We start from the raw sequence: 17,432 nt of genomic DNA on the forward strand, positions 1-17,432 counted from the left end.
ATAAAATTAATACGATTGCAATTTGATATTTTTTTATTCTGGTTGAGCATCATTTGCAGCCGTAGCGTATAATCCTATTAAGGCACCTGTAAAACCTCCGGCGACATTTGTTGACAAAATATCTCCAGAAACGCTTCCGCCCAAGTTGACAAAATCAACTCCGTTTAAGGCATAACCAAATTCATAACTGTCACCTGTGGCTTTAACCTGCAAACGGAGGTTCTTTTTCATGTCAATTTTAGTACTTGCAACAATGGTTGATTGCCCATTTTCTGTTCTCTGCAACACGATATAAGTATCATTCCCTTTTTTTGTTACACCAAATACATAATTAAATCGCTCGCTCTGCAAACACACAATTCCGGCAAGATCCTTTTCTGAAGAGGGTTGATAATCAAGTGTGGTCGAAAAAGAAAAAGTATTGTGCTGTTGTCTGTAAAAAAGTGTAGAAGTAGGTTTAATTTCTTTAATATTTACTTCGAATGGCTTAATCTCTAATCCTTTTTTTGTTATGGAAATAAAATTTTCTCTTGGTCCTCTGAGGCCTATCCAACGATAGTCTAATTTTTCGTTTGTAAAATTTTCGGTAAACGTAAAGTTGCCATTAGGAAAAAATCCTTCTCTTCCCGTTTTATTTTCGACTCCTTTGGGCATTTTTAATTTTGGTCCCATAGGAACTAATCCGTTTTCAAAAACAGGAAAAACTCCTGACCAGTCTACAGGCAACATAAATGTTTCACGTCCTGCATTTACACGATCTTTATCATTAGGACGAATACCCAAAAAGACGCCATAATATTTATTGTCTGGCCCTACTACTAAGTCAGCATGTCCTGCCCAATCTACTTTATTGACCCTGTCTTTTGGAAAATATCTTTGTGTAAGGATCGGATTATTAGAGGAAGGTACAAAAGGTCCTTTTGGGCTATCACTTACAAAAATCACCTCGCTGTGATTACCTCCGGTACCCCCTTCGGCACACATTAAATAATAACGCCCCTCTTTTTTATACAAATGTGGCGCTTCAATCCAGATTGGTTTTTTAGAAAGATCAACACCTCCATCAACAATAATTTTATCTGTGCCCGGAATCACTTTATCAGCTGCAACATCATATTCCCAAACTTTAATTACGCGGTGTCCCTGATACAATTCTTTGCCTTTGTCGGGAGCATCATTGTGCACGATGTAGCCTTTGCCATTATCATCAAAGAAAATACAAGGGTCTATTCCTCCAAAATCTAATTTAATTGGACTTCCCCATCCTTTCATTGGATCTTTGGTTTTTACTATAATATTGCCCAGACCTCCTGTAAAAGCGGTCACAATCATATAAAAAGTATCATTGTGCGGATTGTAAGTTATTCCCGGTGCATAAACGCCTTGGCTGATACCTGTATCGTGTGGATTAAATTCGTTAACGTTATTTAGAACGCCCCCCAAGTCTTTCCAATTTACTAAATCTTTTGAATGGAAAATTGGAACTCCGGGAAACATGGCAAATGAAGAACAGACCATGTAATAATCATCTCCTTTTCTGGTAATTGCGGGATCTGGATAACATCCTTGCAAAATTGGAGAATAAAATTCATCTGCCTTTAATGGATTATTTTTATAAATAGCATCGTCTCCCTGATAAATAACATTCGAAAAAACAGGCGATTTTATTTTCTGTTTTCCTGTAATTGTATCTTTAACTGTAACTCCTTTAAAAGAAAAGAGAAACAATAATCCTAGTAAAAAAAGTAATTGTCGTTGTTTCATTTGTGGTTGTTCTAATGTTAGTACCGCCTCAAAAAGAGGTTTTGTTTTGTTTTAAAATACTCAATTAAAGATAATTCATTACTTTCAGAAATGTCTTTTATTTAAATTTGCTCCCAATATTACTTATAAAAAGTACTTTTTTGAAGCAGATCGTCTATCAAAATTGAATTCCGTTTAAAAGCCGGGAAAGTTATTCCCGGCTTAACTAATCAAACTTAAAAACTCAACTATGCATTATTTCGTAAAGTCAACTTTTACAGTCAAAGTAAAAGTCCTTTTCTATCAAACTATATTAATACCCTGGATTTTGGTAGGCTTGTTTTTCTGCTGCTGACATTTCCATACCATCTAATTGTCCTTGCGGTATTGGGCGCAAATAGTGATGAGCATCTATAGTTCTGGTAATCACCTGTGGAGTGTGATCTCCGTAATTAGATCCACCAATTGAATATTTTCCGGCCAATTCATTCCATTTTTGAGTTCTTACTAAATCATACCAACGGTAGCCTTCACCAAAGTATTCGCGAGAGCGTTCTGATAGAATATAATTGATGTCAATTACCGCAGGAGTTGCATTTGTTAATGCGACGCTGTTATCTGCAATTTTTGCCACTCTTCCATTATTATCCCAACGCCATTTTCCGGCACGGGCGCGTATTACATTGATAAGATTTCTGGCGGTCAAAGTACCCGTTGCTCCTTTTACCGCCGCTTCTGCTGCAACAAAATAAAGTTCTGAAAATTTTGCCACTGCAAATGGTCGGGTACTTCCGGCATTTGGCTGTCCTAATCCTCCTGCATTATCTGTACGATAAGGTCCTAATTTCCATAAACCAGGATATACGATTCTGTTTATTCCTAACGGAGAAATAACATAATCAGATCTGCCTGGTAAAACTCCTGCGCCTACACCATTATCACCTGCTCCCGTAGGATATGTAATTGGGGTACCTGGTTCCTGATTAAGAAAAGTAACAATTGCATCGCCTGGTTGTATTGGTAATCCATTAGCATTGTACAATGTTGGCACGGTGGTTAGTCCAGTTCCTGTAAGATTCCAATTTCCACGGTAAGCCGAAGTAAATGTTCCGTCGTATCTTGAATCATTTGTTTTATCTGCAAAAGTATTTGTAAAAACTTCTATTGGTGGCGCCATTCTTACCCACGGGCGTCCCAAGAATTGATCGGCAGCTCGTTGCACAGAAGAAACCGAAGCTCCCGCAGCATTTTTGCTTCTTATAGCGGTATAATTCCATGTTCCCATCCAGCCTGCAAAATTATCCGGTGCACCACCGCTACCAAATGAAAGGCTTCCTCCGTTATAATATTCGCTGTCCTGTGTATGATCGGCGTAAAGCATCATCTCTTTATTACGATCATTAGATCCTAAGCTAACATCATAAAAATAATCCAGTAATGCATACGGTCCAGGATTATTAATTCCTTCTATCGCTACATCATACGCTTTCTGAAAATACCATTGCGCATTGTGCCCATCAGGATCTGTTCTTGGGGTATCAGGATAGGTCGGAATATTATTTGGGTTTTCTAACCACCATCCATAAGTCAGATAAGCCTTTGCTAATATTAAACGAGCTAGAGTTTTAGTTGCTGTACCTGTTAGACGTGGGGCATCTGGAAGTTCGTTTACAGCCGCTATCAAATCTGGAAAAACAGCTTTGGTATACACCTCAGTTACTGTGTTTCGTTTTGAAGATCTTGACGGTTTACTGTTAAATTTAAGTTCACCAGCTCCTAAATCCAAAGGAACACCTCCAAAAGTTTGCACTAATAAAAAATAATCAAAAGCTCTGAAAAATTTAGATTCTGCAATAAGACTGTTTGAAATACCCACTGCTGCGCCATTTTCGATAATTCCGCTGGCAGTATTTATATCGTTATACGAATTATTCCACAATACATCAGAACGACTCGAGTTTGGATTTATCACCCCAACTCCTGATAAGTCATGATCTTTAAAATTTCCGTCGGCCTGTTGTCCGTAGGTTGCTTCATCTGTACCAGTCTGGCTAGCATTATAAAAATAGGCTTGTCCGTAGATGTAGCGCAAGTGAGCATAATGTGAAGTTAATCCCTGCAATACGCCCTGTTCTGTTTTAAAATAGCCAGGCTCATAAAAATCATGTGGTTTTTCTTCTAAAATATCAGAGCAGCCTGCAAAGGAAAACAAAACTACTGATCCTATAATTAAATTTTTAAAAATATATCGTTTCATGGCTCTTCTTGATTAAAATGTTAAATTAAGTCCGAATAAATAATTTCTGGTAGTCGGTGTATTTGTTCCAATAACCAGAAATCTACGCTGATAGGAAGCTACTGCCTGATTTTCGTCTCCAAACGAATTGGTTTCCGGATCCATTCCAGACTGTTTGTGGTAAGGAGAGAAAAGTACAAAAGGATTTTGTGCCGTAAAATAAAGTCTAAGTTTCTCAATACCTAAATTTCTCATAAACTCCTGATCTAAAGTATATCCTAAAGTTAAGGCTCTGATTTTTACATAAGAGGCATCAAAATAACCCATTGTTGACATATATTTTGGATTATCACCACTTCTAATACCTCTTGGATTAGGATACTCAGCATCTCTGTTGTCGGGTGTCCAATAATCTACATCGACATTGCTTCTGCGTCCGTTAAGTAAATTAAGGTAACTGGCGCCTCCGTAAAGTGTACTTACCAAAACCCCTCCGCTTTTGAATGCTCCAACAGCAGAAAAATCAAAACCTTTATACATTAGATTTGTATTAAAACCACCTTGAAAATCAGGGTCAGTCTCGATAATTTGTCTGTCACTTGCATTAATTGCGCGTGTTGGCGAACCATCTGCATTAAAATCTCCTGTATATTTTACTTTTATAGATCCTACTACTGTTCCTTGTTGGTTTATACCCGTTGGACCTGGCTCTAAAATAGACATATATTGATCACCTTCCTGCCAGATGCCTACTTTTTCGTAATCATAGATAGAATTTATATTATAACCTACAAACCATGAGTTCGCCTCATCTCTTTGTGATCCAGAAGCAAGTGCCACGAGTTTATTCTGATTTGCATATAAATTAAATCCAACAGTCCAGCTTAGCCCTTTTGGATTGTCTAAAATGACACCGTTTAAAGAGATTTCGTAACCTTTATTTTCGCTTTCCCCAACGTTTGCTACATAACTGCTCACACCCGATGTTGCCGGCAAACCCACTCTTTGCAAAAGATCTTTTGTATTTGTTTTATAATATTCAATTGTACCTGACAAACGATTATTAAAGAATCCAAAATCTATTCCATAGTTCCAAGTTGTAGAAAACTCCCAACCTAAATCTGGATTAGGCAATTCGGTAACATATACACCGGTCGAATTAGTTGTTCCAAAATTATAGGGTCTCGTACTTAAAGCTCCCAAAGTAGCATAGGGATTAACAGCCTGATTAGAAGTTTCACCGTATCCTGCACGTAATTTCAGCAAACTTACTTTTGAAAACTTTTTCATAAAAGATTCATTAGAAACTGTCCATCCTGCAGAAACAGCCGGATAAGTTACCCATTTATTTCCTTTGGATAATCTTGATGAACCATCAGAACGAATGGTTCCTGAAATAAAGTAGCGGTTGTCGAATGAATACATTGCTCTCGCCATGTAAGATCGTAAACCCCATTGTGTATAGTCCTGATTGGCGGGATTTATAACGGCCTCTTCTTCACTTTGTCCTAAGTTGTAAAACTGAAATGCATCCGAAGTGATTCCGTTTCTTGATATTTGAGAAGTATTTCCTGTAAACTGCTCATTCGAATATAATCCGACAAAATTAATAGTATGCTTTTGAGCAAAAGTCTTGTCATAAGTTAACAAGTTTTCAATAAGCCATTGAGTCGATAAAGTATTGCTAATAGAAGCGTTTGATATTGTAGCAGGGTTTACATCAAATACACCTTGTCCTTCATAATAACCATTATTAGCCACACGTAAATTTAATCCCGTGTTTATTCTGTACTTTAAACCTTCAACACCAGGAATTTTAAGTTCTGCAAAAATATTATTATACGAACTAAAAGCTCTGTTTAAATTCACATAAGAATCACCTAGGTTATTAATAGATTCTCTGGTATAAACCCATTGATCGTCTGCACCCATTCTAACAGTTCTTTTTAAAGATCCGTCTGCATTGTAAGGATTAGTCAAAGGCGAAGTTCCTAAGATCGTTCCCGTGCCAATGTTGTCTCCATTTGTAACAGCGTAATTGCTATTTGTATTGAATCCAATACGAAAAGCCGATCCCAGCTGCTGGTCTAGACCTGCTCTAAGGCTAAAACGCTCATATTTTTGGCCCGGTAATACAGACTCTTCTTTATAATAGCCTAAACCTGCATTATAAGATCCGCGCTCACTACCTCCGGAAACGCTCACATCATGGCTAATCATTTCGCCAGCGCCGTAAAGCGAGTCCTGCCAATCTGTGTTCGTACCTCTGGATTCATCAACACCATCTGTATACAAACCAGCGTAATCACGAAGTGCTCCAAACTTAGCGCCATCCATCATATCGTATTTACCAAAGACTTGTTTGATACCGCTAAACGCATTATAATTAAACCTGGCTTTTTGATTTTTACGCCCTTTATTACTGGTAATTAATATAACTCCATTGGCACCACGTGAACCATAAATAGCGGTCGCAGAAGCATCTTTTAGAATATCAACCGATTTAATATCCACCGGATTAATATCGCCAATTGAACCCGCAAATGGCACTCCATCAAGTACAATTAACGGATCGTTGCTTCCTGTAAGAGACCTTGTTCCACGAATACGGATCTGCATTGAAGCTCCCGGTTTTGATGAAGTCTGTGTAAGCTCTACACCAGGTAACCTGCCTTGTAATGCCTGTGTAACGTTTGCGGCAGGCACATCATTTAATTCCTTGCCGCCAATAGACGCTACAGAGCCCGTTACAGCTTCTTTCATCTGCGTTCCATACCCGATTACCACAACCTCTTTTAAAAGACTGGAATCTTCTTGGAGAGTTACATTTATTACAGTTTGCCCGTTTACAGCAATTTCTTTGCTTTTTAAGCCTAAGAAACTAAAAACAAGAACTCCGTTGGAAGGCACAGTAATAGAATAATTACCATCAAAACTGGTACTTACTCCATTTTTTGTTCCCTTTAAATTTACATTAGCTCCCGGAATTGGACCACTTGCATCCGATACCATGCCTGTTACTTTAGTCTGTGCACTCGAATGAAGTGACAACACAAACATTAAGATCAAAAAACAAAAGCATTTTAGATGCTTCGCTTTACTTGTAACAAAAAGGTTATTCATAAAAATTGATTTAAATAGTTAAAATTCGATTTCGGTTTGGTTAATTAGTGTATTTACAACAAATATAAAAAAAACAATTAATACACAATCGGTTGTTTGTATTTTTTTTTACGAATTAACAAAAAAAACACGTTTAAAAAAACATTCTATATATTTTTAAATATAAATATTTAAACAATCCATAAACACTCAATACTTTTTAAATAAAATTTTAATGATTTAAAGAAGTTTTTTTAGATTCTTTAAAAAAATCATAAAACAAAAAAACCTAAAAAACTTGCTATCCATCAATAGTATTCAGTAAAAATGAAATACAAATAGTACTAAAATAGAGAATACATAAAATAATATCGATTGCGAATATGAATATATCTGTTATTAATTCTGTTTCTAATATTCATTAAAAACCCTTCAAAACAAACAATCGGTTGTTATATAACAAAAACTCCTTTTCAAATTGATATTGAAAAGGAGTTTAAAAGTAGTTTAGAAACTAAATAAGGGCTATTTTTTGAAATTACACTTCTATTTTTTGTTTGAATTGAACTTAAAACTCAGTAATTTTTTTTTTACAAATTCATCTTTTTGGCATCTTCTATAAATTGTTTTAACCCAATATCTGTTAGCGGATGCTTGAGTAAACCTTTGATTGCCGATAATGGCCCAGTCATCACATCAGAACCAACTTTTGCACAGTTTACAATATGCATCGTGTGACGTATAGAAGCCGAAAGTATTTGAGTTTGAAAATTATAATTATCATAAATCTCCCTTATTTCGGCTATTAAATGCATTCCGTCTGTTGAGACATCATCTAATCTTCCCAGAAATGGCGACACATAAGTAGCGCCAGCTTTGGCAGCCAATAAAGCCTGACCTGCCGAAAAGACCAAAGTAACATTGGTTCTGATTCCTCTATCAGAAAAGTATTTACAAGCTTTAATTCCGTCTGCAATCATTGGCAATTTTACCACAATTTGTTCGTGCAACTCAGCGAGTTCCAATCCTTCTTTGATCATTCCGTCAAAATCTGTTGAAATAACTTCTGCCGAAACATCGCCATCGACAATATTACAAATATCAAGGTAATGTTTTAGAATATTGTCTTTGCCCACAATACCTTCTTTTGCCATGAGAGACGGGTTTGTAGTTACGCCATCCAGAACCCCCAGAGACTGAGCTTCTTTAATATCTTCTAAATTTGCTGTATCAATAAAAAATTTCATTTTTGTGTTTTTTGGTTTGGTTAATTATTGCTTTCTAAAATATTGATTATAAGCATCGTAAAATACTTATTCAGATATAAAATAATTTTTTGGAAAAAAAATAAGGAAATTAAAGCATCCGAAAAAAACCTGGTGACCCGTTTTTTTTGATCTTTTATTGAGATAGAAAATTAAAAAAGAAACCACTAACTAAATTTCAATTTTAACGTTTTACAACTATCACACAAAAAAGAACCGAACTTTAATTTCCTTATAAAATGCTCTCAACAACCTTAGAGATTAAATATATTGGTTGATGATGTTTTCAAACAATTCCTGTTTGCCACTTTGAAGATTTAATTCTCCGTTTTCATGAGCAATTTTGTATAAATCCTGAAGATTTAATTTTCCATCAGCAAAATCCTTTCCTTTTCCAGAATCGAATGAACTGTATCTTTCTTTTCTTAATTTTTCGTAAGGAGAAGACGTGATGATTTTATCTGCGGTCAAAAGTGCTCTTGCAAAAGTATCAGCACCGCCAATATGAGCCAAGAAAACATCTTCAAGATCGGTAGAATTTCTTCTTATTTTTGCATCAAAGTTAACACCACCGCCTTGCAGTCCACCCGCTTTTAAGAAAACAAGCATTGCCTCGGTAGTTTCCTGAATGTTGTTAGGAAATTGATCCGTATCCCAGCCATTTTGGTAATCACCTCTGTTGGCATCGATGCTTCCTAACATTCCTGCTTTTGCAGCCACTTCCAGTTCATGCTGAAAAGTGTGTTGCGCCAAAGTAGCGTGATTTACTTCAATATTAATTTTAAAATCTTTATCCAATCCGTATTCGCGTAAAAAACCAATAGCTGTTGCCGAATCAAAATCGTACTGGTGTTTTGAAGGTTCCATTGGTTTTGGCTCGATAAAAAACGTTCCTTTAAAACCTTGGGCTCTTGCGTAGTCTCTGGACATAGTCAAGAATTGTGCCATGTGGTCTAATTCTCTGCCCATATCAGTGTTTAATAAAGACATATATCCCTCTCTACCACCCCAAAATACGTAGTTTTCTCCGTCTAATGCAATAGTAGCATCCAAGGCCAGTTTTACTTGTCCGCCCGCTCGGGCCACCACATTAAAATCGGGGTTGGTCGCTGCTCCATTCATAAATCTAGGATTTGAGAAACAGTTAGAAGTTCCCCAAAGCAACTTGATACCAGATTCGGCTTTTTTCTGTTTTAAATATTCTGTAATCGTAGCCAGACGTCTTTCAGATTCTACAAAAGTCGGACCTTCGGCAACCAAATCATAATCGTGAAAACAGAAATAATCAAAACCCATTTTGCTGATAAACTCAAAAGCAGCATCTGCCTTATCTTTTGCGGCCTGAATAGGGTCTGTCGATTGATCCCACGCAAATCTTTGCGTTCCTGGCCCAAACGGATCGCTACCTTGCCCACAGAACGTGTGCCAGTATGCAATAGCAAATCTAAAATGTTCACGCATGGTTTTTCCTGCCACAACCTGTTCCGGATTGTAATATTTAAAAGCCAGAGGATTGTCGGATTCTTTTCCTTCAAACTTAATTTGACCTATGCCTTTGTAGTATTCTTTATTACCTAAAACTATCATTTGTATCTTATTTATGTGTTAGTATTAATTCTAATTCTTGTTTCCATTTTTGATATGCTTTCTCGTAAGGCTCTTTGTTTTTTAGAGGTAAAAAAGTCATAACATGATCGTTGATGGTAATACTTGATCCAAATTTTTCAAAATCACCATCCCTTAGTCCAACGGCTCTGGCAGCTCCTACTGCGCCTGTTGTATTGTAAATTTCAATTTCATGTCCGATTAAAGTAGCCACGGTATTCGAAAAAATTTCTGATCGAAAAAGGTTATCATTTCCAGCTCGTATTACATTGATGGCAGCATTATCATCCTTCAGACATTCCATTCCATACACAAAAGAAAAAGCGATACCTTCCAGTGATGCTCTAAATAAATGGGCACTGCTGTGAATGTTTAAATTCAGATTTAAAAAATGAGTACCGATCGTTTTATTGTAAAACATACGCTCAGCGCCATTACCAAATGGAATCACCACTACTCCATCGGCACCAATCCCAATTTTTGAAGCCTTTCGGTTCATGGTTTCATAGGTTTCTGTGCCCATATTGTTCCGCAGCCAACGGTACTGAATACCTGCTCCGTTGATGTTGAGTAATTTGCCAATTCTTGGCGATGCAACAGCATCATTTACATGTACAAAATTATTTACTCTAGTGCTTTTATTTCCTGCAGCACTATCGCTAACGGCGTAAAAAACACCCGAAGTACCGCCTGTTGCCGCCACTTCACCCGGATTTAAAACATTAAGAGACAACGCATTATTGGGCTGATCTCCAGCACGGTAAACCACAGGAATACCAACAGGAAGCCCCGACTCTTTAGAAGCTTGTGCAGTTACCAAACCCTGATCTGTAAAATTTTCGACAATTTTCGGGGTCAATGACGGATCTATTCCATAATATTCCAGCAGCCATTGGGCAACTTTGTTTTCTGTGTAATCCCAAAGCATTCCTTCAGAAAGACCGTTTTTGGTGGTCGTAATCTCGCCCGTAAGTTTACAGGCAATATAGTCCCCAGGCAACATGTATTTGTAAATTTTACTGTAAATTTCGGGTTCATTTTCTTTGACCCATTTTAGTTTCGAGGCGGTAAAATTCCCAGGAGAATTTAGCAAATGTTGCATGCATTTTTCTTTTCCTAAATCATCAAAAGCCTTATCACCAATAGCAACTGCACGGCTGTCGCACCAAATGATAGCATTTCGCAACGAATTGTAATCCTTATCAACAATAACCAATCCGTGCATCTGGTAAGAAATACCGATTCCAAGAATTTTTGAAGCATCGATATTGGCCTCTAAAATGGCTCTTTTGGTTGCTACGCAAATGTATTGCCACCAAATTTCAGGATCCTGCTCTGCCCAATCCGGCTGCAAGGATACGATTTCCATTTCGTTTTGAGGTTCATGCAAAACAACTATCTTTTTGCCCGTAAAAACCTCTACTAAAGCCACTTTTACAGAAGAACTTCCAATATCATAACCTAGGTAATACATAATTTATACTTTTTTTTATCATTTATAAATTTAATAAATAATACTTTATAAAATTGTTCTTTAATCAAAAGCAGCCTTCTTAATCGGCTATTCCTGCCATTCCGTATGGATTAATGGTCACGATTGAACCATCTTCCAAATACTCAATTTTGGTAACCTTGATACTTCGCAAATGGGTCACGCCTTTTGATAAACTCGAATCATGGTAAAATAAATACCACTCATTGTCTACTTTACAAATCGAGTGATGAGAAGTCCATCCAATCACAGGATTTAGAATTCTTCCCTGATAGGTAAAAGGCCCATACGGATTATCTCCCGTTGCATAACAAATAAAATGTGTATCACCTGTTGAATAAGAAAAATAATATTTGCCGTTGTATTTGTGCACCCACGATGCTTCAAAAAAACGACGATCATTATCTCCTGCTAGGATATTTTTTCCGTTTTCATCTAGAATCTGAATTTCTTTTGGCGTTTCTGCAAATTCTAACATATCCTCGGTAAGAAGTGCCACAATTGGTCCTAACGCAGGTTCGTTTTTAGAAGGTTCTTCGTAATCTGGATCATAGGTATTGGCTCGGTATTTTTGAAGTTGTCCACCCCAAATACCGCCAAAATAAATGTAATACTTTCCGTCTTCATCCTCAAAAACAGCAGGATCAATACTATAACTTCCCGCAATTGGTTGTGGCTCAGGAGTAAAAGGACCTTCTGGTGAATCGCTAATTGCTACCCCAATCTGAAAAATTCCGTTGGCGCGTTTTGCCGGAAAATACAAATAATATTTTCCGTTTTTGCAGGCTGCATCGGGTGCCCACATTTGCTTTTCTGCCCAAGCTACATCCGCTACATGCAAAGCCACTCCATGATCTACAGCTTCTGATTTAATGGTTTCCATCGAAAAAACATGATAGTCTTCCATACCAAAATGATCCCCATTATCATTAAACGGAATGCCGGCATCTATATCATGTGAAGGATAAATATAAATTTTATTATTGAATACGTGTGCCGATGGATCAGCAGTATAAATATTGGAAACTAAGGGTTGTGAAATGGCTTTTTTATTAATCTCTTCGAAATTAACTTGCTCAATACTATCTTCAGGCATCGTGATATCTTTATTTTTTTAATACTAATTAAGTTCTTCTTTCTTTTAAATCCGATTCTATCTGTACTTCCATTTTTTTATTAATTTTATAGAAAAACAACAAGGCAACCCCAATTAAAAAAGGTATGGCCGGAAAAATACTAACCAATAATTTGATACCATTAATAGCGGTATCGGTTTGAATTAAAGAGTTCGGTTGATAATGATAATAGCCAAGAAAAGATGTGGTCAAAGCGCCTCCGATGCTTAAACCTGCTTTTAGACCTACCATCATTGCAGAAAAAATGATGGCAGTGGCGCGACGATTATTTAACCATTCTGAATAATCTGCAACATCTGCAATCATGGCCCACAGAATCGGGATTGTGATGCCGTAGAAAAATCCGTGGAGAATTTGAGAATAAAACATGAGGCTAACAGACTGTGCTTCAAAAAAATAAAAAGCGATAATAAACAGCGTCGAAATAAATAAAAACGTCGCAAATACATTGCGCTTGCCATATTTATCGGCTAATTTTTTAGATAAGGTAATTCCAACTATCATAAAAATAATACCACCTGCATTAAACAATCCAAATCCCGCTGCAATAGGATCATTCCCAAACTGATTCAATCCCAAACTGGCTAATACTTCTAAAATTGGTTGTATAAAAGTGGCTAACTGATCTTTATTGACATAATTTTCGAAGTAATATACATACGCACCGCCTTTCATGGCAAGAGTGATAAAAACTAATGTTGTAAGACTGAGCATGATCATCCAAGGTTTGTTTTTTGTCAAATCCTGTAAATCTTCTTTAATGCTTGATTTTTGTTCCGGTTTTGGAATAATGCGTTCTTTTGTAGTAAAAAAAGTGATTAATAACATGATGGTACCAATGATCGCCAAGACGGTCATGACTTTTTCGATACCAATTGCTTTGTCACCATTTCCAGCGCTTTTGATAATCCCAAGCATAAAAACCTGCACAAAAAACTGGGCAAACATAACCGCCACAAAACGATACGATGACAAACTGTTTCTTTCGCGCATATCGCCTGTAATCACGCCACTTAAAGCCGAATAAGGCAAATTATTACCAGCATAAAACAATAACAATAATGTATATGTGACTACTGCGTAAATCACTTTTCCTTTGTATGAAAAATCGGGTGTGGTAAAAGCTAACAAGGCGATCACTCCTAACGGAATTGCCGTTGCCAAAATCCAAGGTCTGAATTTTCCCCATTTCGTAAAAGTTCGATCTGCCAAAACGCCAATAATAGGGTTAAAAATAAAGGCTGCAATTAGTCCCACTACCAGCATGATAATAGAAGAATCCGTAGGAGACAATCCATATATATCGGTATAAAAATAAGCCAAATACGTCATCAAGGTCTGAAAGACTAAGTTAGCTGCTAAATCACCTAAGCTGTATCCTATTTTTTCTTTAATAGATAATTTGTGTGAAATGTTACTCATTATGGGTTGTGGTTATTGGGGTTAGCTTCCGATCAAAAACTGTTTTTTTTATAACAATAGTAAAGTAATCATCTTAGTTCTTAATACAACCAAAGCAGGTTTTTAAAAGAATTTTAGTTTTAAACAATCGGTTGTGTAAATGTATATAAAAATACGGAATAAAAAAATTACGACATGATTATTTTAGAATCTGAAATAAAAACAATTAATTGTTAATTATTCTGTATTAATACATTCTTTTTAGCCTAAATTATTGTTTAGTTTGCTTTAAATTCACAACACTAAAATATGCTTTTTTAGGCTGCATTTTGGCGTCAAACAATAAAGGGTAATTAGTTCTCCCTTTTATAGGCCAATCATTAAGCCACGATTGTTTATCATCTACTCCCCAAAAGGTCACTCTGCTAATTTTATCTTTATGTTTTAGGAATAATTTAAAGATAGAGGCGTATCGGTCTGCCAGTTTGATCTGAATAGAATCAGGAATTTTTTCTGCATACGGATTCATTTTCGCATTCCCTTCAAAATTTTGATTTACATCAGCACCTCTTAAATCCCAGGGATTTGGCAAAACCGTGATATCTAATTCTGTAAAAGCTACTTTTAGACCCAGAGCCGAATAAGCCAGAATGCTTTCTTCGATTACTTCCAAAGATGGACGGTCTAACTTCCAGTGTGCCTGAATGCCAACACCATCAACTTTAGCGCCGGCTGCTTTTATTTTTTTTATTAATGTAATGGCACCTTCTCTTTTAGCAGGTTCTTCTATGTTATAATCGTTATAATACAGCTGTACTTTAGGGTCTGCTTTTTCTGCCAATTTGAAAGCATCAGCCAGATAATTTTCACCCAATACATCCAAAAAAATTGATTTTCTTAACGTTCCATCTTCGTTTAAAGCTTCGTTGACAACATCCCAAGAATTGATTCTGCCTTTGTACTTAGAAACTATCGTTGAGATATGATCTTTCATAAAAGCTTTCATCTCGGTACTATCTTTTATTTGCTGCATCCAAGGTGCCAATTGACTGTGCCAGATCAAAGTATGACCGTGAATAAACATTTTATTTTTTTCGCCGTACGCCACAAATTTATCCGATAATGTAAAATCATACTTATCTTTAGAAGGATGTATGTACATCGATTTCATGATATTCTCCGCTGTAATACTATTAAATTCCTTTGTGATCAAAGAATCTGTTTTGGCCTCTTTTTCTTCAATTTGGCTGGCACTCAAAGCTGCTCCGATGTAAAAATCATCTTTGTAAGTGTTTTTTAAAGAAACCTCTTCTTTAGAAGCGCAACTGTTTAAAATAAGAAGCGATAATAGCAATAAATGGTGGTTAAGTACTCTCATTTTTATGTTTTTTGTTAGGTTAAAATTTATTTGGAGGCAACTTAGAAATTAAACAATTATCTCTGCGTCTATCATATTCACAAACAATTGTAAATATTTGGCAAACTGTAATATTTTTTTTTGAAAATCTACTGAGCTAACTTGTAAACAATACCCATTTCGAGGCCTCTAAGTTCTGCCAGTCCTTTGAGTCTTCCTACCAAAGAATAGCCGGGATATTGCTCCTCTCCTTCCTCAATGCTATGCAAAAATCCGTGATCAGGACGCATTGGCAAACTCACATTTCGCTGGTTCATCATCAACACTATTTTTTCGACAATCGCAGCCATTTTGGCATCTCCATTTAAGTGTTCTGATTCTCTAAAAACATTTTCATTCTCTCTTATCGTATTTCTCAGATGCAAAAAATGAATGCGATCTCCATAATCGTCAATAATTTTTTCCAGATTGTTTTTGGGATTTGCACCCAAAGAACCGGTGCAATAACACAATCCGTTGGCGTTTAAAGGTACAGCCTCAAAAATCGATTTGATATCATTTTCAGTCGACATAATTCGGGGCAAACCTAAAACTGAAAATGGCGGATCATCTGGATGAATGGCTAATTTTACCTGATACTTTTCAGCAATAGGAGCTACTTCTGATAAAAAGTAAATCAGATTTTTTCTTAATCTTTCATTATCAATATCAGCGTAATTATCTAATAAAGTAAGGATTTGTTCTGCTGTGAAATTAATTTTACTTCCCGGCAATCCCAACAATACATTTTTAAAAAGTAGTGCTTTTTCTTCTTCGGAAAGTTTACTGCCAAACTGTAATGCATTATTTTTCTCTGTTTCAGAATAATCTGTCTCCGCATTAGGTCTTTTTAAAAGATACAAATCAAAATAAGTAAAAGCATCTTTATTGTACAACAGCGCTTTACTTCCGTCTTGATTGATAAAACTGTGATCGGTACGAACCCAGTCTAAAATAGGCATAAAGTTATAAGTAATAGTTCTGATGCCACAATCTGCAAGGTTTTTGATACTAATTTTATAGTTCTCGATGTATTGCAAATAATTACCTGACGCTCTTTTTATTTCTTCATGAACAGGTAGGCTTTCTACCACCACCCATTGCATTCCGGCATTTTTTATTATTTGCTGCCTTTCTATAATGTCTTCAACTCTCCAAACTTCTCCAACAGGAATTTGGTGCAAAGCGGTTACAATTCCGGTTGCTCCGGCTTGCTTAATATCTAATAAACTAACTTTGTCTTGTGGACCAAACCAGCGCATGGTTTGCTGCATTTTTATCATGGTATGTCTGTATTATAATTAGAAACCAATACTGTTACCACCGTCTACAGGCAGTACAGTTCCAGTTGTAAATTTCGATTCGTTTGATGCAAAATAAAAAACAGCATCCGCAATATCTGATGGTTCTCCTAAGATTCCCATTGGCGTTCTGCCCAGCACTTTATTTTTTCTTTCGGGATCATTATCTAAAGCTTTCGCCGACATTTTAGTTTTGATAAAACCAGGTGCAACACAATTGACACGAATACCAAAAGGAGCCAATTCTACCGCCATTGCTCTTGTCATCGATTCGATCGCACCTTTGCTGGCCGAATAAGCAATGACTTTGGGAATACCATATTGCGATGCCATCGAACTAATATTAATAATGTTTCCTCCCTTATTTTCTTTCATCTTTTTTACAACGGCTTTACTCACTGCAAAAACACTTAAAAGATTGGTATGAATTATCGATAAAAAATCTTCATCGGTGACATCCAGAAACTCTTTTTTGAGATTGATACCTGCATTATTTACCAAAATATCAATCGGCGTATTTTTAGTCAATTTCTCAATCATGGCAGGGATTCCCGCTATATCATTCAGATCAAATAAAACCGGAATTGCATTTTTGCCTATTTCTTGACAAGCTTCTTCTGTTTTTTCTTTTGATCTTCCGATTACGTAAGTTGTTATACCGTTATCACATAATTTTTTTGCTGTTGCAAAACCCAAACCTGAATTTCCTCCGGTTACAATTGCTGTTTTTTTTATGCTCATATTTTTTAATTTGA

Annotated in this window: 11 protein-coding genes; all 11 read right to left on the reverse strand. The window is 36.3% G+C overall.

What is annotated here, in order from left to right; translation table 11 throughout:
- Positions 1-33 precede the first annotated feature (33 nt).
- Positions 34-1,764: a glycoside hydrolase family 43 protein gene (locus LNP22_RS15900; RefSeq protein ID WP_229974340.1), complete on the reverse strand. Its 1,731-nt coding sequence runs from the start codon at positions 1,762-1,764 to the stop codon at positions 34-36.
- 292 nt (positions 1,765-2,056) lie between these two features.
- Positions 2,057-4,000, reverse strand: coding sequence for a RagB/SusD family nutrient uptake outer membrane protein (locus tag LNP22_RS15905; protein ID WP_229974341.1), 1,944 nt, complete (start codon positions 3,998-4,000; stop codon positions 2,057-2,059).
- A gap of 12 nt (positions 4,001-4,012) precedes the next feature.
- A complete protein-coding gene (locus LNP22_RS15910; RefSeq protein WP_229974342.1) occupies positions 4,013-7,102 on the reverse strand; it encodes a SusC/RagA family TonB-linked outer membrane protein in 3,090 nt (1,029 codons plus the stop codon).
- Positions 7,103-7,671: 569 nt separating this feature from the next.
- Positions 7,672-8,328: a fructose-6-phosphate aldolase gene (gene fsa, locus LNP22_RS15915; protein ID WP_229974343.1), complete on the reverse strand. Its 657-nt coding sequence runs from the start codon at positions 8,326-8,328 to the stop codon at positions 7,672-7,674.
- Between the two features lie 279 nt (positions 8,329-8,607).
- Positions 8,608-9,933, reverse strand: coding sequence for a xylose isomerase (gene xylA / locus LNP22_RS15920; protein ID WP_210664823.1), 1,326 nt, complete (start codon positions 9,931-9,933; stop codon positions 8,608-8,610).
- Between the two features lie 7 nt (positions 9,934-9,940).
- Positions 9,941-11,425 (reverse strand): xylulokinase, encoded by a 1,485-nt coding sequence (locus tag LNP22_RS15925; RefSeq protein WP_229974344.1) that lies wholly within the window; start codon positions 11,423-11,425, stop codon positions 9,941-9,943.
- Between the two features lie 79 nt (positions 11,426-11,504).
- Positions 11,505-12,539: a glycoside hydrolase family 43 protein gene (locus LNP22_RS15930; RefSeq protein ID WP_229974345.1), complete on the reverse strand. Its 1,035-nt coding sequence runs from the start codon at positions 12,537-12,539 to the stop codon at positions 11,505-11,507.
- 28 nt (positions 12,540-12,567) lie between these two features.
- Positions 12,568-14,001 carry an MFS transporter gene (locus LNP22_RS15935; RefSeq protein WP_229974346.1) on the reverse strand — a complete coding sequence of 478 codons (1,434 nt, stop codon included), beginning with the start codon at positions 13,999-14,001 and terminating at the stop codon, positions 12,568-12,570.
- Positions 14,002-14,251: 250 nt separating this feature from the next.
- Positions 14,252-15,358 carry an endo-1,4-beta-xylanase gene (locus tag LNP22_RS15940; protein WP_229974347.1) on the reverse strand — a complete coding sequence of 369 codons (1,107 nt, stop codon included), beginning with the start codon at positions 15,356-15,358 and terminating at the stop codon, positions 14,252-14,254.
- Between the two features lie 128 nt (positions 15,359-15,486).
- Positions 15,487-16,659 (reverse strand): mannonate dehydratase, encoded by a 1,173-nt coding sequence (gene uxuA / locus LNP22_RS15945; RefSeq protein ID WP_319616446.1) that lies wholly within the window; start codon positions 16,657-16,659, stop codon positions 15,487-15,489.
- A gap of 18 nt (positions 16,660-16,677) precedes the next feature.
- Complete coding sequence (locus LNP22_RS15950) at positions 16,678-17,418, reverse strand: SDR family NAD(P)-dependent oxidoreductase (protein ID WP_229974348.1); 741 nt, start codon at positions 17,416-17,418, stop codon at positions 16,678-16,680.
- Between the last annotated feature and the right edge of the window lie 14 nt (positions 17,419-17,432).

It is taken from the genome of Flavobacterium flavipigmentatum (genome assembly GCF_020911905.1).
Classification (GTDB): domain Bacteria; phylum Bacteroidota; class Bacteroidia; order Flavobacteriales; family Flavobacteriaceae; genus Flavobacterium; species Flavobacterium flavipigmentatum.

What these genes read in the sequence shown, in the direction of transcription:
- LNP22_RS15910 (WP_229974342.1), bottom strand. Translation starts at nt 7,102, where the DNA reads ATGAATAACCTTTTTGTTACAAGTAAAGCGAAGCATCTAAAATGCTTT.
- LNP22_RS15940 (WP_229974347.1), bottom strand. Translation starts at nt 15,358, where the DNA reads ATGAGAGTACTTAACCACCATTTATTGCTATTATCGCTTCTTATTTTA.
- LNP22_RS15930 (WP_229974345.1), bottom strand. Translation starts at nt 12,539, where the DNA reads ATGCCTGAAGATAGTATTGAGCAAGTTAATTTCGAAGAGATTAATAAA.
- LNP22_RS15925 (WP_229974344.1), bottom strand. Translation starts at nt 11,425, where the DNA reads ATGTATTACCTAGGTTATGATATTGGAAGTTCTTCTGTAAAAGTGGCT.
- LNP22_RS15950 (WP_229974348.1), bottom strand. Translation starts at nt 17,418, where the DNA reads ATGAGCATAAAAAAAACAGCAATTGTAACCGGAGGAAATTCAGGTTTG.
- xylA (WP_210664823.1), bottom strand. Translation starts at nt 9,933, where the DNA reads ATGATAGTTTTAGGTAATAAAGAATACTACAAAGGCATAGGTCAAATT.
- LNP22_RS15935 (WP_229974346.1), bottom strand. Translation starts at nt 14,001, where the DNA reads ATGAGTAACATTTCACACAAATTATCTATTAAAGAAAAAATAGGATAC.
- LNP22_RS15900 (WP_229974340.1), bottom strand. Translation starts at nt 1,764, where the DNA reads ATGAAACAACGACAATTACTTTTTTTACTAGGATTATTGTTTCTCTTT.
- uxuA (WP_319616446.1), bottom strand. Translation starts at nt 16,659, where the DNA reads ATGATAAAAATGCAGCAAACCATGCGCTGGTTTGGTCCACAAGACAAA.
- fsa (WP_229974343.1), bottom strand. Translation starts at nt 8,328, where the DNA reads ATGAAATTTTTTATTGATACAGCAAATTTAGAAGATATTAAAGAAGCT.
- LNP22_RS15905 (WP_229974341.1), bottom strand. Translation starts at nt 4,000, where the DNA reads ATGAAACGATATATTTTTAAAAATTTAATTATAGGATCAGTAGTTTTG.